13 protein-coding genes are annotated in these 12,715 nt (G+C 61.2%); 5 read left to right on the top strand and 8 right to left on the bottom strand.

Annotation, left to right across the window (positions count from 1 at the left end):
- Positions 1-77: 77 nt before the first annotated feature.
- The 5 genes from GXB78_RS14730 to GXB78_RS14710 are packed head-to-tail and all read right to left on the bottom strand — an operon-like array spanning position 78 to position 3,843.
- Complete coding sequence (locus GXB78_RS14730; protein WP_329515894.1) at positions 78-1,067, bottom strand: FecR family protein; 990 nt, start codon at positions 1,065-1,067, stop codon at positions 78-80.
- Positions 1,064-1,630: an RNA polymerase sigma factor gene (locus GXB78_RS14725; RefSeq protein ID WP_408005129.1), complete on the bottom strand. Its 567-nt coding sequence runs from the start codon at positions 1,628-1,630 to the stop codon at positions 1,064-1,066. Before GXB78_RS14725 ends, GXB78_RS14730 begins: the two co-directional genes overlap by 4 nt.
- 1 nt (position 1,631) lies before the next feature.
- Positions 1,632-1,958, bottom strand: coding sequence for a DUF3325 domain-containing protein (locus GXB78_RS14720; RefSeq protein WP_329515893.1), 327 nt, complete (start codon positions 1,956-1,958; stop codon positions 1,632-1,634).
- Positions 1,958-3,541 (bottom strand): PepSY-associated TM helix domain-containing protein, encoded by a 1,584-nt coding sequence (locus tag GXB78_RS14715; RefSeq protein WP_329515892.1) that lies wholly within the window; start codon positions 3,539-3,541, stop codon positions 1,958-1,960. The genes GXB78_RS14720 and GXB78_RS14715 overlap by 1 nt, the downstream gene beginning before the upstream one ends.
- Positions 3,538-3,843, bottom strand: coding sequence for a DUF3649 domain-containing protein (locus tag GXB78_RS14710; RefSeq protein WP_039759274.1), 306 nt, complete (start codon positions 3,841-3,843; stop codon positions 3,538-3,540). Before GXB78_RS14710 ends, GXB78_RS14715 begins: the two co-directional genes overlap by 4 nt.
- 146 nt (positions 3,844-3,989) lie before the next feature.
- Here GXB78_RS14710 and GXB78_RS14705 point away from each other — a divergent pair, with 146 nt between their 5' ends.
- The 3 genes from GXB78_RS14705 to fecA all read left to right on the top strand — a co-directional run bounded on the left by GXB78_RS14705 (position 3,990) and on the right by fecA (position 7,959).
- A complete protein-coding gene (locus tag GXB78_RS14705; RefSeq protein ID WP_408005128.1) occupies positions 3,990-4,520 on the top strand; it encodes a sigma-70 family RNA polymerase sigma factor in 531 nt (176 codons plus the stop codon).
- On the top strand, positions 4,517-5,449 hold the full coding sequence (locus GXB78_RS14700; RefSeq protein WP_329515890.1) for a DUF4880 domain-containing protein: 933 nt from the start codon (positions 4,517-4,519) through the stop codon (positions 5,447-5,449). Before GXB78_RS14705 ends, GXB78_RS14700 begins: the two co-directional genes overlap by 4 nt.
- Before the next feature lie 176 nt (positions 5,450-5,625).
- Entirely contained in the window at positions 5,626-7,959 is a 2,334-nt protein-coding gene (gene fecA / locus GXB78_RS14695) for a TonB-dependent Fe(3+) dicitrate receptor FecA (protein ID WP_329515889.1), read from the top strand.
- A 292-nt stretch (positions 7,960-8,251) separates the two neighbouring features.
- On the opposite strand, the gene GXB78_RS14690 is transcribed toward fecA, so the two are convergent.
- The gene (locus GXB78_RS14690) at positions 8,252-8,659 is read right to left on the bottom strand and encodes an HPF/RaiA family ribosome-associated protein (protein WP_016771629.1); all 408 of its coding nucleotides are present in this window, start codon (positions 8,657-8,659) and stop codon (positions 8,252-8,254) included.
- Positions 8,660-8,859: 200 nt separating this feature from the next.
- A complete protein-coding gene (locus GXB78_RS14685; protein WP_329515888.1) occupies positions 8,860-9,807 on the bottom strand; it encodes a LysR substrate-binding domain-containing protein in 948 nt (315 codons plus the stop codon).
- A 135-nt stretch (positions 9,808-9,942) separates the two neighbouring features.
- On the opposite strand from GXB78_RS14685, the gene GXB78_RS14680 reads away from it, so the two are divergent.
- Positions 9,943-11,319 carry an L-serine ammonia-lyase gene (locus tag GXB78_RS14680; RefSeq protein WP_329515887.1) on the top strand — a complete coding sequence of 459 codons (1,377 nt, stop codon included), beginning with the start codon at positions 9,943-9,945 and terminating at the stop codon, positions 11,317-11,319.
- A gap of 263 nt (positions 11,320-11,582) precedes the next feature.
- Positions 11,583-11,900, top strand: a complete 318-nt coding sequence (locus GXB78_RS14675; RefSeq protein ID WP_253499151.1) for a DUF3509 domain-containing protein — start codon at positions 11,583-11,585, stop codon at positions 11,898-11,900.
- Here the strand turns inward: GXB78_RS14675 and GXB78_RS14670 are convergent.
- Positions 11,897-12,397 (bottom strand): phosphate-starvation-inducible protein PsiE, encoded by a 501-nt coding sequence (locus GXB78_RS14670; RefSeq protein WP_016771633.1) that lies wholly within the window; start codon positions 12,395-12,397, stop codon positions 11,897-11,899. The genes GXB78_RS14675 and GXB78_RS14670 overlap by 4 nt on opposite strands.
- Between the last annotated feature and the right edge of the window lie 318 nt (positions 12,398-12,715).

Here is a 12,715-nt window from a genome sequence, read left to right as displayed (position 1 = left end):
TTCGCGAGCAGGCTCGCTCCCACCTTGGAATGCGTTTCCCTGTGGGAGCGAGCCTGCTCGCGAAGATGCCGGCAGCCTCAGCGCAAAATAATCAGCTGTCCCAACACCCGATGCTGCTCAAACCCCAACACCCCTTGCAGCGAATTGAGCACCGCCTGCGGGTCCTTGCTCGGAAAGCTGCCGCTGACCTTGCGCGCTGCCAGCTCATCGTTGAGCAGCACAATCCGCCCCGGGTAATAGCGGCGCAGATCCTCGACGACATCGGCCAGCGTGGTCTTGTAGTAAGTCAGCCAACCCTGACGCCAGGCCAGTTGCGCTTCACTGTCCACGGCATGCAGTTGTTCCGCCTTGCCGTCGGCGTAGGCAACCTGCTGGCCGGCGGTGAGAATCTGCGGCGAGCCATGCTCACCCGCCGTCACCGCGACGCGCCCGGACAACACCGTCACCTGCGCGCCGTGGGGTTGCCGGCGCACTTCGAACCGGGTGCCCAGCACCCGCGCCTCACCCAGCTCCGCTGCCACCACAAACGGATCGCCGGTGTGGGTGACGCTGAAGAAACCGGCGCCACGGATCAACTGCACGCGGCGCTGACCGTGGCTGAAGTCCACGGCGATCGCACTGTCGGCATCCAATGTCACTTGCGACTGATCGGCCAGTGTCACCGTGCGGATTTCGCCGGGCGCCGAGACATGATCGGCGCGCAGATCGTCGAGCCAGCGCTGCGCCTGCCAGCCCGTGCCGAGGCTGACCATCAGCAGCAGACACGCGGCCAGCGCCAGCGCTCCGGACCAACGCAACAACGGCGAACGACGCGGCGCATCCATCGCTTGCAAATAACCTTGCAGCGCGAACGCCTCTTCATCGGCCAGGGTGCGCGCCGGGGCTTCGCTGAGTTCCCAGATCACCTGCGCCTGCGCATATGCCTCGGCATGGGCGGGATCGGCGCGTAGCCATTGACTGAAGGTGAGTTGGTCGCCAGTGCTCGGGCGGTCATGCAGCAGGCTCAGCCAGGCCAGCGCGGCCTGCTCCTGAGCCGGGGTCGGTGTGATCGGATTGGATGGCTTCACGGTGCTTTCCCTGGCAGACGTGGCGCGGGGTCGCGCAGGCTGGCCTTGCAGGCCTCGAGGGCGCGCATCATATGTTTTTCCACGGCACTTTGGGAAAGCCCCATGGCCTTGGCGATTTCGGCGTACTTGCGCCCGTGAATGCGATTGAGCAGAAAAATCTGCCGCGTGCGTTCGGGCAAGGCGCGCAACGCCGCTTCGACATGGCGCAGATCATTACCGGCCTCGAGCGCAGCCTGGGGCTCACTGCCGTGGCTGTCCGGTTCATCCGGCTGCCAGCCTTCGTTGACCCGCGCACGCGTGCCTTCGCTGCGCAGATGGTCGATGGCGATATTGCCGGCGCAGCGCAGCAGATAAGTGCTGAGTTCTTCGACCTGCACCAGCGGCCGGCGCCAGAAGCGCAAAAACAGATCCTGGACCAGATCCGCCGCCGTCGCCCGACAACCGACGCGCCGGTTCACCAGAGCTTCCATTTGCGCACGCTGGGACAGAAAAACCTGGAGAAAATGCGCACGCGCGCCACGCGCTTCATCCTCACCCGATTCCGGCGGTAGACCGATCAGCACTTCAGCACTGCGCCCATGCCGCAACCGGACTGGCCAGCAGGCTCAACCCGGCCAGTGCCAAGGCGAAACGCGGGCGATACGGCAGCAACAGCACCAGGGCCAAAGCGCTGAGCATCAACACGGCGAACCAGTCGACCAGACCGAAACTCCAGCCATTGGCCGTCACCGCTGCCCACAGCGACAGCGCCAGCAACAGCCATCCCGCCAACGCCAATGCTCGCTGCCGTACAGCAGAGGGTTTGTGGCCGAGCAATTCAGCGTGATGGCGTGCCATCGACAGGCATAAAACGCTGAAGCCGGCGTAAGTGAGTAACAGGGCCAGCAGCATCAGTTCGCACCCTGCTCGACAGTGATCGACCGAGGCGAGGACTTTGCTTTGCGGACGCTGACGCGGTTATCAGCACGCTGCATCTTGCGCGCAGCCCAGCCGAGAAAAAGTCCGGCCGCAAGGCAGCTCAGATCGAACCCGGCCAATGCCCAGTCGCGCTGTATCAGGGTCGCGCCAAGATTCCACGGCGTAGTCAGCGCATTGATCAGCGGCACCGCGATAAACAGCGCGGCGCCGAGCGTCAGCTGTTCGATCCAGGCCTTGCGGCCCGGACGCAACACTGCATGCACCAGGCTCAGGCCCCAGGCGATGAAGAACGCATTCACTTCCCAGTCGGCCCGTCCCGTCAGACTCACCGGCAACAACCGATTGGCCAGAAAGAATAACGCCACCGCCGACACCAGCCCGGCCATGCTGGCAATATTCAGCACTTCGACCAAACGCAATTCGAACGGCAGCGCCGCGCTTTTTGCGTGCTTGAGCTGACGCTTGCCCAGCCAGATCACCAGCCCGGTGCCGATCATCGCCGTGCCGGCCAGTCCGCAGATGAAATACAGCCAGCGCAACAGCGGCCCAGCGAAATGGCCCATGTGCAGACCGTAGAATGCACCACCCACCGCCATCGCCATGGGTTGATCGGGGGTACTGCTCAGAAGCTGCCCAGTGACGCCGTTGAACGTCACCGCCCGGCCGAAATCATGCACCACCCGATCGCCCGCGCGGGACAGCACCACCGTGGCGCTGGCATCGCCCGGATTGCTCACCGACAGGCGCGCGGTATGGCCGCCCGACCACTGCTCGCCGGCCTTGGCAAGTAGCGGCGCCATGGCGGTCAGCGGCGCGGCGATCTCAGCACGTTCCGGCGTTTTGGAGGCGGGAAAGACTTCGTCGTAAAACTTGCGCACGTCACTGCCGTAAGAGGCAACGATGCTGGCGGGCATGACCATCGACATGAAAATCACCAGGCTGCTGTAGGTGATCATCAAATGAAACGGCAGCACCAGCACACCAACGGCGTTGTGCCCGTCGAGCCAGGAACGCTGGCCCTTGCGCGGGCGGAAGGTGAAGAAGTCCTTGAAGATTTTCTTGTGGGTGATAATGCCGCTGATCAACGCGACAAACATGACCATCGCGGCGATGGTCGCCAGCCAGCGGCCCCACGGATAAGGCATCTGCAACTGGAAGTGGAAGCGGTAGAAGAACTCGCCGCCCATGCTTTCGCGGCCCTGTACTTCGGCACCGCTCTGGGCGTCGAGGGTTCGGGATTCGAAGCGACCGCGCTCGCCGGGTTTGCCCGGCGCCTGTTGCCAGCGCACGGTGAGGCCGGGATCGCGGGCATCGGGCAAATCGATCAGCCAGCGCGAGGCACCGGCGGCGTGCTGTTGCAAATAGTCTTGCGCCAGCGTCAGGCTTGCTTCGGCGTCGAGCGAGTGCGCAGCAATTTCCGGCTGCATCCAGTGGCTGATTTCGTCTTTGAAGTAAGCCAGCGTTCCAGTGAGAAAAATCGCGAACAGCAACCAGCCGAACACCAGCCCGGCCCAGGTGTGCAGCCAGGCCATCGCCTGCCGGAAGCTCTCTTTCATGCCAGCCCCAGACCGCGTGCGGCGCCGGAAATGGTGGCGAGAATCACGCTCGGCACCAGCAGGCCGACCCACGCTGACCACGCGCTGCGGCAGGCAAAGCACCAGAGCACCGCGACCAGATAAACGAGAAAGGACACGGTCATGCCAGTGACCACCGCTTCGGCGCGGTTCAGCGGCAGCCACAACGTCAGGGTGACACTGGCCAGCGCCGCGACCAGATAGCCGCCGAAAATCGCCGCCAACACTCGCGAAGTGACGGCCAGACGATAAGACATGGGAAGTGTGGCGAGTTTGCCTTTCATGTTTCGACCCTGAAACGAAAAACGTTCGGCCGACAAGCCGAATCTACAGGCGGGCAATATTAATGATAAATATTCTCATACGCAAAAGCATCTGATTGCCGGACACGGTCGCCAGCCCCTACAATGCGAACCGTTCTTGTTCTCTAATGCGCGTTCTCTACGCAAACTTTGCGTCCGGAGTCATTTCGTTGCCGCCCGCTCATTCCGTCGAATCGCTCTACCACGCCCATCACAGCTGGCTCACCGGCTGGCTGCGACGCAAGCTCGGCTGTCCGGACAGCGCGGCGGATCTGGCGCAGGACACGTTCATCAAAGTGCTGAGCGCCCGCGAACCGCCGGTGATCATCGAACCGCGCGCGTTTCTCACCACGCTGGCCAAGCGCGTGCTGTTCAACCATTACCGACGTCAGGATCTGGAGCGCGCCTACCTCGAGACGCTGGCGCAGATGCCGGAGATGGCCGCGCCGTCGGAAGAACACAAGGCGATCATCCTGCAGACGTTGACCGAGCTCGATGAGCTGCTCGACGGTTTGCCACGCCCGGTCAAACGCGCCTTTCTGCTCGCGCAGGTCGATGGGCTGACTTATCCACAGATCGCCGCAGAACTGGGTATCTCGGTGGCCACGGTCAAACGTCACCTGAACAAAGCGGCCATGCGCTGCTATTTCGCCCTGTGAATCGCGTGCCGGATTTCTCCGCGCAAGTCGCCGAACAGGCGGTGCACTGGCTGCTGGAGATGCAGCAGGGCACGCTCACCCCGCGCCAGCAGCAGGCCTGGCAACAATGGCTGGATGCGCACAGCGAACACCGCCGGGCGTGGGAACACATGCAACGGGTCAACCAGCGCTTGCGCGGCGTGTCATCGCCGTTGGCCCACGCGGCGCTGAATGGACCGAAGTCCGGCAGTCGCCGTCAGGCGCTGAAAATGCTGCTGATTCTAGGGGCCGGCTCAGCGGCGACCTGGGGCCTGCGCGAGCACACGCCGCTGCCGTCGCTGCTCGCCGATTACCGCACACCGGTCGGGCAGCGGCGCAGGATTGCCCTGGGCGGCGCCGATTCCTTGCAGCTCAATACCGCCAGCTCCGCCGACGTCGACAAGGCGCAGCGTTTGATTCGCCTGCTCGATGGCGAAATGCTGTTGAACGCTGCCAATCCGTTCGAAATACGCACGGCCCACGGCGTGCTGAAAACCCAGAGCGCGCGCCTGAACGTGCGGCAGTTTGCCGATCGCACGCAGATCGCGCTGTTTGAAGGGCGAGTCGAACTCACCACCAACCAGCGTACGCCCCTGCTGCTGCCGGTCGCGCGGCAGTTGAGTTTCACTGCCAGCTCCGTCAGCGAGGCCAAGCCGCTGGACGCCAACAGCGGTGCCTGGACTGACGGCATGCTGGTCGCCGCGCATATGCGCCTCGGCGATTTCCTCGAAGAGCTTGGCCGTTATCGGCGCGGGCAACTGAGGTGCGACAGGCAAGTCGCCGATCTGCTGATTTCCGGGACGTATCCGCTGGATGACAGTGAGCGGATTCTTGATCTGCTGCAGATCAGTCTGCCGATCAAGGTGAAGCGCTTTACCCGTTATTGGGTGAGCGTCGAAGCGCGGGTTTGAACAGCAAGATCAAAAGATCGCAGCCTTCGGCGGCTCCTACATTTGGAATGCATTTTTTCTGTAGGAGCTGCCGAAGGCTGCGATCTTTTGATTCTGAAAAAAAATGAGCCGTTTTTCAGATCTGGCGTGACAGAGAAGGAAAGCCTCCTTGATTCCACCTTCTCAGGATCGTCCACATGCAGCCCACCCGCCTTACGCCACTGGCCCGCAGCTTGCGCAATCTGCTGCTCGGCGCCAGCCTCAGCTTCACCGCCCTGCCCGCCGCGCTGGGCGCCGAGGCCAAGGTCTACCACATTGCCCCGGCGTCGCTGGAAACCGCGCTCAACCAGTTTGGCCGTGAAGCTGGCGTGCTGATTTCCTTCGGCTCGCAAGTGACCAGCGGTGTGCAGAGCCGTGGTCTGGAAGGCAATTACACGACGCAGCAAGGCCTTGATGCGTTGCTCGAAGGCACCGGCCTGCAAGCCCGCGCCGAGGGCGACAATGCCTTCAGCCTGCAACCGCTGGCTGACGCGGCGTTGGAGCTGGGCACCTCGACCGTGGTCGGCGACTGGCTCGGCGATGCGGCGCAGGTCAATGTCTTCGAACACCCCGGCGCGCGTGATGTGATTCGCCGCGAGGAATTCGAACGCCAGGGCGCGACCCAGGCCCGCGACGTGCTCAACCGCATCCCCGGCGTCAATGCACCGGAAAACAACGGCACCGGCAGCCATGACATGGCGCTGAATTTCGGCATTCGCGGTTTGAATCCACGCCTGGCCGCGCGCTCGACAGTATTGATGGACGGCATCCCGGTGCCTTTCGCGCCGTATGGTCAGCCGCAGTTGTCGTTCGCGCCGATCAGCATGGGTAACATGGATGCGGTGGACGTGGTGCGTGGCGGCGGCGCCGTTCGTTATGGCCCGCAGAACGTCGGCGGCGTGGTCAACTTCGTGACCCGGGCGATTCCCGACGAACCAACGGTCAAGGGTGGTTTCCAGACTGAAACCAGCCCGTCGTCGAGCCACGACGGTTTCAAGACCAGCGCCAATCTGCTGGCCGGCGGCACCAACGCCAACGGCCTGGGCGGCGCCTTGCTGTACTCCGGCACCCGTGGCGGTGACTGGCGTGAGCACAGCGATACCGAGATCGACGACCTGATTCTCAAGGGCAAATACCAGCTCGACGAAGCCAACAGTTTCAACGCCATGGCTCAGTATTACGAAGGCAAGGCCGACATGCCCGGCGGTCTGAACGTCGCCGATTACGATGCCGATCCGTATCAGTCGACGCGCCCCAAAGATCAATTCTGGGGGCGCCGGACCATGTTCAATTTCGGCTATCGCTATCAGCAAGATCGCCGCGAGTTCACCGCCAACACCTTCTTCACCAAGACTTTGCGCAGCGGTTATCTGGATCAGGGCACGTTCCTTTCGCTGTCGCCGCGCGAGTATTGGGTGCGTGGTCTGGAAACCCGCTTCGCCCAAGGCTTCGACCTGGGTCCGAGCAGCCATGAAGTCGGCGTCGGCTACCGCTACATCAACGAGGCTGGCCACGAACTGCGCTATCGCACGCCGATCAGCGCCAACCAATACCCGACCACCAGCAGCCGCAACGACCGCGACACCCGTGGCGGCACCGAGGCCAATGCGTTCTTCGTCGATGACCGCATCGAAATCGGCCGATGGACCATCACCCCGGGCGTGCGTTACGAGATGATCGAGTCGCAACAGACCAACAATCTGACCAACGTTAAATACAAGGGCGACTACAACACCGCGCTGCCGGCGCTGAACGTGCTCTATCACCTGACCGACAGCTGGAATCTGTATGCCAACACCGAAGGCTCGTTCGGCAGCGTGCAGTACAGCCAGATGCCCAATCGCGTGAGCAGCGGCGAAGTGAAACCGGAAAAGGCCCGCACCTGGGAACTCGGCACGCGCTATGACAACGGTGCCCTGCGCGCGGAAATCGGTGCGTTCCTGATCAACTTCGATAACCAGTACGAAAGCAACCAGACCAACGATTCGGTGATTGCCCGCGGCGAAACCCGCCATCAGGGCATCGAGACCAGCGTCAATTACGCCCTCGATGACTTGAGCCAGGCCCTGGCCGGTTTCGATGTCTACGCCACCTATGCCTACGTCGACGCAACCATTCGCGAGGACGGGCCGAACAAAGGCAACCGCGTGCCGTTTTCCTCTAAACACAAAGGCACGATTGGTGTTGGTTATAGCGAAGGGCCGTGGAAGCTGAATCTGGACAGCAGCTTCCAGAGCGACCAGTTCGCCGACAACGCCAATACCTCGAAGGAAAGCGCCGACGGCAGCACCGGCAAGATCCCCGGTTACATGCTGTTCAGCAGCCGCGCTGCTTACGACTTCGGACCGCAACTGTCGGATTTGAATGTGGCCGTGGGGGTAAAGAATATCTTCAACACGCAGTACTTCACGCGCTCGTTTGATGACAACAACAAGGGCAAGTACGTAGGGGAGCCGCGGACGGTTTATGTGCAGACGTCGGTGGCGTTCTGAGTCCTGATCCGTTGAAGATCAAAAGCCCCTCACCCTAACCCTCTCCCAGAGGGAGAGGGGACTGACCGAGGTGTATTTACGATTTACGCTCGCCTGGATTATCGAGCCGAACTCTGGACTTGAAAACAACCGGGATCGGCTCCCTCTCCCTCGGGAGAGGGCTGGGCGGGCGGCGTTCCGATGAGGGGCTACGATCTCCAACCCTGCCGCGAAACAACCAACACCTCGAACAAAAAAAACGGGCCTGCATCAGCAGGCCCGTTCTCCTTTGGTGACTTGTGAAATCAGCGCATCAACTGTTGATCGCTGCCTGTTCGTTCTCGTCGAATTCTTCCGCCAACAGCTTGTCGTTGGCCTTGCCGGTAAATGGCACTACAGCGGCGCGTGGTTTACCTCGCAGTTTGCCGAACAGATGATCCAGTTTGTGCTCGAGTTTCTCGGCAGCACCGTCGATCGCCTGTTCCAGCGAATCGGCTTTGTGGGTCACGGAAATCGGTTGGTGGCCTTTTGGCCGCGCTTCCAGTTGGCAGCGCAAGTCATGGGGACCTGGTTTCTCGCCGTTCTCGTCGCTCAGGTGGACTTCGACACGGGTCAGGTCTTCTTCATAACGGTCGAGCGTGCTCTCAATAGTTGTACGTACCCACTCCTCCAGTCGCTTACTGCTTTGAATATGGTTATCGCTGTTGACTTGGATTTGCATAGTTCATCCCTTATTTCAGCTAGCTCGCTGGAGGCCTTGAAGTGAATTTCCTGACCTCCTGGTTACAACAATCGGCCCGAGCGCCGAACATTTCAACCCCTGAAAAAAGAAAAATATTCATTCGCAAAAAAAGCCGGACAACCGAGCAAAGCGCTGCTAAGGTCGGGAGTTGGATCGCCTCGCCTCCCGGCAAAATCCGCTCACATCTGCTGCTCATTCAGCGGGTGCTGACTGCGAAAAATCCCCGCCTCCTCCACCAGCCAGTCATGCACAGCCCGCACGCCCGGATGACTCAACGCCCCCGGCGCATACAGCAGCACGTAGCGTTTATGGTTGGGTACCGACAAGCCGAATGGCAGGATCAGAGTGCCGCGTTCCAGTTCGTCGTTGAGCAGCGTGCGCCGGGCAATTGCCACGCCCATGCCGGCAATCGCCGCTTCGATGGTCAGGTGATTGCGATTGAACGTATGCCCGCGTCGCACATCGGCGCCTTCAAAGCCGATCGCATTCAAATAGAACTCCCATTCCGCGTATTCGTAACTGCCACGCCAAGCGGTGATGTCGTGCAGCAGCGGGAAATGCACCAGATCCGCCGGCCCGTGCAACGGCGGTCGCCCACGCAGCAGGCTCGGCGCGCATACCGGAAATATCTGTTCGTCGAGCAAGGCTGTGGATAACAATCCGGGGTAACTGCCGTCGTTTAGATCGATGGCGAGATCGAAATCGCCTTCGTGCAACGGCACGCTGCTGTCCTCCGCCACCAGGCGCAACTGGATGTCCGGAAAGCGTTGCTGCAAGCGCGGCAAGCGTGGGGTCAGCCACTTGCCGAGAAACGACGGAATCGAACGCAGCCGTAACGTCCCGCTGATCATCCCGGCATCCAGTCGGCGCAGCTCCGCATCGATGCTGCCATAGGCTTCGTTGACGGTAATCGCCAGCCGCTGCCCCTGCGCGCTCAACTCAACGCCGCGCGCTCGCCGATGAAACAGGCGAAAGCCCAGGCGCTCTTCCAATTGGCGAATCTGCTGGCTGACCGCCCCCGGGGTGATGTGCAGTTCTTCGGCACAACGGGTGAACGACAGGTGCCGCGCCGCACAGGCAAACACCTGTAGCCAGACGTAGGTCTGGGCATGCAATTGACGACTCATTGTTTAGTCCTGCTAAAGGCTGTCTTAGGAGGTTTCGTTGGTCAGCTCGGACCGAGCGAGGCAGTATCGCCGACATTGCGCTTGTCCGACAAAAAATGGCAGCGATTCCTACTCCATTGCTTGTGAGGGTTTAGCATGGCTATCAGTGTTTTCGATCTATTCAAAGTCGGCATCGGCCCGTCCAGTTCCCATACCGTCGGTCCGATGCGCGCAGCGGCGACGTTTGCCCAAACCCTGATCGACCAGCATCTGCTCAATGACGTGCGACGGGTGGAAATCCGTTTGTACGGTTCGCTGTCGGCCACCGGCGTTGGCCATGCCACCGACCGCGCGACTGTCATGGGCCTGATGGGCGAGTGGCCGGACAGCATCGATCCGTCGACCATCGATCGACGCATCCAGCAACTGCGCGAAACCAGGCAACTGTCACTCGCCGGTCAGCGTTCGATTGCTTTCGATTGGCAGAGTGATCTGCTGCTGCTCGACGAGAGCCTGCCCTACCACCCCAACGCCATGTCGCTGAGCGCCTACGGCGAAAGCGCCGAGTTGTTCACGCAAACCTATTATTCGGTGGGCGGCGGTTTCATCGTCGAAGCGGCTGAAGCCGAGTCCGGTGTGGCGCCGACCAGTGACGTGGTGTTGCCGTACGATTTTTCCAGCGCCGCCGAGCTGCTCGCCCTGTGCAAGCAACACAATCTGCGCGTGTCCGAATTGATGATGGCCAACGAGCGCGCCTGGCGCAGCGATGCCGAGATTCGCCAGGGCCTGCTGAACATCTGGTCGGTGATGCGCGAATGCGTCGAACAAGGCCTGCGCCACGAAGGCATCCTGCCCGGCGGTCTGAAAGTGCCGCGCCGCGCGGCGAAACTGCACCGCAGCCTGTTGGAAATCGGCAAACCGAATGTGATCAGTTCGACCCTGTCGGCGATGGAATGGGTCAACCTGTTCGCCCTCGCCGTCAACGAGGAAAACGCCGCCGGCGGGCGCATGGTCACCGCTCCGACCAATGGCGCCGCCGGGATCATTCCGGCCGTCCTGCACTACTACATGAAATTCAATCCGGATGCGTCTGACGATGACGTCGTCGCATTCTTCCTAGCCGCGGCCGCCGTCGGCATTTTGTGCAAGAAAAATGCGTCGATCTCTGGTGCCGAGGTCGGGTGTCAGGGCGAAGTCGGCTCGGCGTGTGCGATGGCCGCCGCCGGCCTGGCCGACGTACTCGGGGCAACTCCAGAGCAATTGGAAAACGCTGCCGAAATCGGCCTCGAACACAACCTGGGCCTGACCTGCGATCCGGTCGGTGGCCTGGTGCAAGTGCCGTGCATCGAGCGCAATGCCATCGCGGCGGTGAAGGCAATCAACGCCACGCAAATGGCCCTGCGCGGCGACGGCAATCACTTCATTTCCCTCGACCGGGTGATCCGCACCATGCGCGACACCGGCGCCGACATGCACGACAAGTACAAGGAAACGTCCCGGGGCGGGCTGGCCGTGAACTGGGTGGAGTGCTGATTGACCTGACTGCACCGTCAGCGGTCGTTGACTCATTCCTGCCCTGAAAATGCGCCAAAAAAAACGGCGAGCCTCAAGGCTCGCCGTTTTTTTCACCGGGTTTATTGTTCGACAATTTTTCCGGCATGGGCCTTGCTACGTCACTCTTGAGGCAAAAGGAAATTGCAAACCTCAGCGAACGAGATGCCAGTGGTCTGGTGTTGCGAACCAAATCGGATCATGGCCGGTCAACAACTGCACGTTCAATCAGGCGGTGACGCATCATGGACAACCCATTTCAAATCATTACCGATGCTTTCGCGCCGGACTATCAGATCAATCTGAGCATTCAGGGCCTGGACGGCAGCATCATGCTGACCCTGTCCAACGCTGGCCGCATCGTGGCCAAACGCATGATCAGTGCCGAACAGCGCAATGACCCCGAGCGTCTGAAACGGCTGGTGCAAAGCATTCAGTTCGGCATTGCCATCGAACAGGGCCACAGCGCCATGTCGATTCTCGAAGCCATGACCAGCGGCGCCGGGCTCACCCCGCCACCGCCCCGCGTCAAAGGCCAGCCCGGCCAGGCGGCGAGCCTTTAAAGCTCGCCCTTCTCCACTTCAGGATGTTCGCTGGAACCCGTGCCGATCTTGCGCTGCGGGTTCTCGATCTTCACTGAGGGGAATTGCGACGACGCGTAACGCACCACCAGGATCGCGAACGCCAGCAGCAGAATGCCGCCGCACAGGTAGATAATGCCCATGTCCGGCGGGTTGTGGTGCGAGACATTGGAGATCAGCAGGCGCGTCAGCGCAGTGATCGCCACGTAGATCAGGAAGCGCACCGGCATGTGGTTGGTCTTGAAATAAATCCCGACCATCGCCCCCAGTTCCAGATAGATGAACAGCAACAGAATGTCATCGATCTTGATGTGCCCGACTTCGAGCATGCCGAGAAACTCCATCACCGCCGCCCACGCCGTCACCGCACCGATGGCGAACAGCGCCAGGTAGTGAAAGGTTTCGACGAACAGGTTGCCCAGCGACTCGGCCAGTTGGTGCACGTTACGCCGCAGTTTCTCGGCCCAGTTGATTTTCACGATGAATGTCCTTAGCCCGTTTCGGGCGGATGATGCGTATCGCACGTGACGGTTTTGCGCGCGCGCCTTGTTGCAACAGTTTTCATGCAGGTTCAGGGCCACGCATCATGGCGATCCGCCGCAAATCCCGCGCCGTGGCGTTTGGTCGCACCGCTGGAGTTTCTGTGGGAGCGAACCTGCTCGCGATAGCAGCGACACCGTCCCCCTGACAAACGCTAAATCCGGTCTACATTGAAAAGCCACTACCCATGGCGCAGGGATTCGCTTATCCTTTTCGCTGTATATGGATACAGTAGTCGTCAAGACAACTTAACGTGA

Source organism: Pseudomonas moraviensis subsp. stanleyae (assembly GCF_036283065.1).
Classification (GTDB): Bacteria; Pseudomonadota; Gammaproteobacteria; order Pseudomonadales; family Pseudomonadaceae; genus Aquipseudomonas; species Aquipseudomonas stanleyae.
Note: the sequence above shows the minus strand (reverse complement) of the source record. Positions and strands in the feature narration are given on the sequence as shown.

Excerpts from the sequence above, each read along its gene's own strand:
- GXB78_RS14720 (WP_329515893.1), bottom strand. The coding sequence starts at position 1,958 with ATGCTGCTGGCCCTGTTACTCACTTACGCCGGCTTCAGCGTTTTATGC.
- GXB78_RS14715 (WP_329515892.1), bottom strand. The coding sequence starts at position 3,541 with ATGAAAGAGAGCTTCCGGCAGGCGATGGCCTGGCTGCACACCTGGGCC.
- GXB78_RS14710 (WP_039759274.1), bottom strand. The coding sequence starts at position 3,843 with ATGAAAGGCAAACTCGCCACACTTCCCATGTCTTATCGTCTGGCCGTC.
- GXB78_RS14705 (WP_408005128.1), top strand. The coding sequence starts at position 3,990 with ATGCGCGTTCTCTACGCAAACTTTGCGTCCGGAGTCATTTCGTTGCCG.
- fecA (WP_329515889.1), top strand. The coding sequence starts at position 5,626 with ATGCAGCCCACCCGCCTTACGCCACTGGCCCGCAGCTTGCGCAATCTG.
- GXB78_RS14690 (WP_016771629.1), bottom strand. The coding sequence starts at position 8,659 with ATGCAAATCCAAGTCAACAGCGATAACCATATTCAAAGCAGTAAGCGA.
- GXB78_RS14685 (WP_329515888.1), bottom strand. The coding sequence starts at position 9,807 with ATGAGTCGTCAATTGCATGCCCAGACCTACGTCTGGCTACAGGTGTTT.
- GXB78_RS14680 (WP_329515887.1), top strand. The coding sequence starts at position 9,943 with ATGGCTATCAGTGTTTTCGATCTATTCAAAGTCGGCATCGGCCCGTCC.
- GXB78_RS14675 (WP_253499151.1), top strand. The coding sequence starts at position 11,583 with ATGGACAACCCATTTCAAATCATTACCGATGCTTTCGCGCCGGACTAT.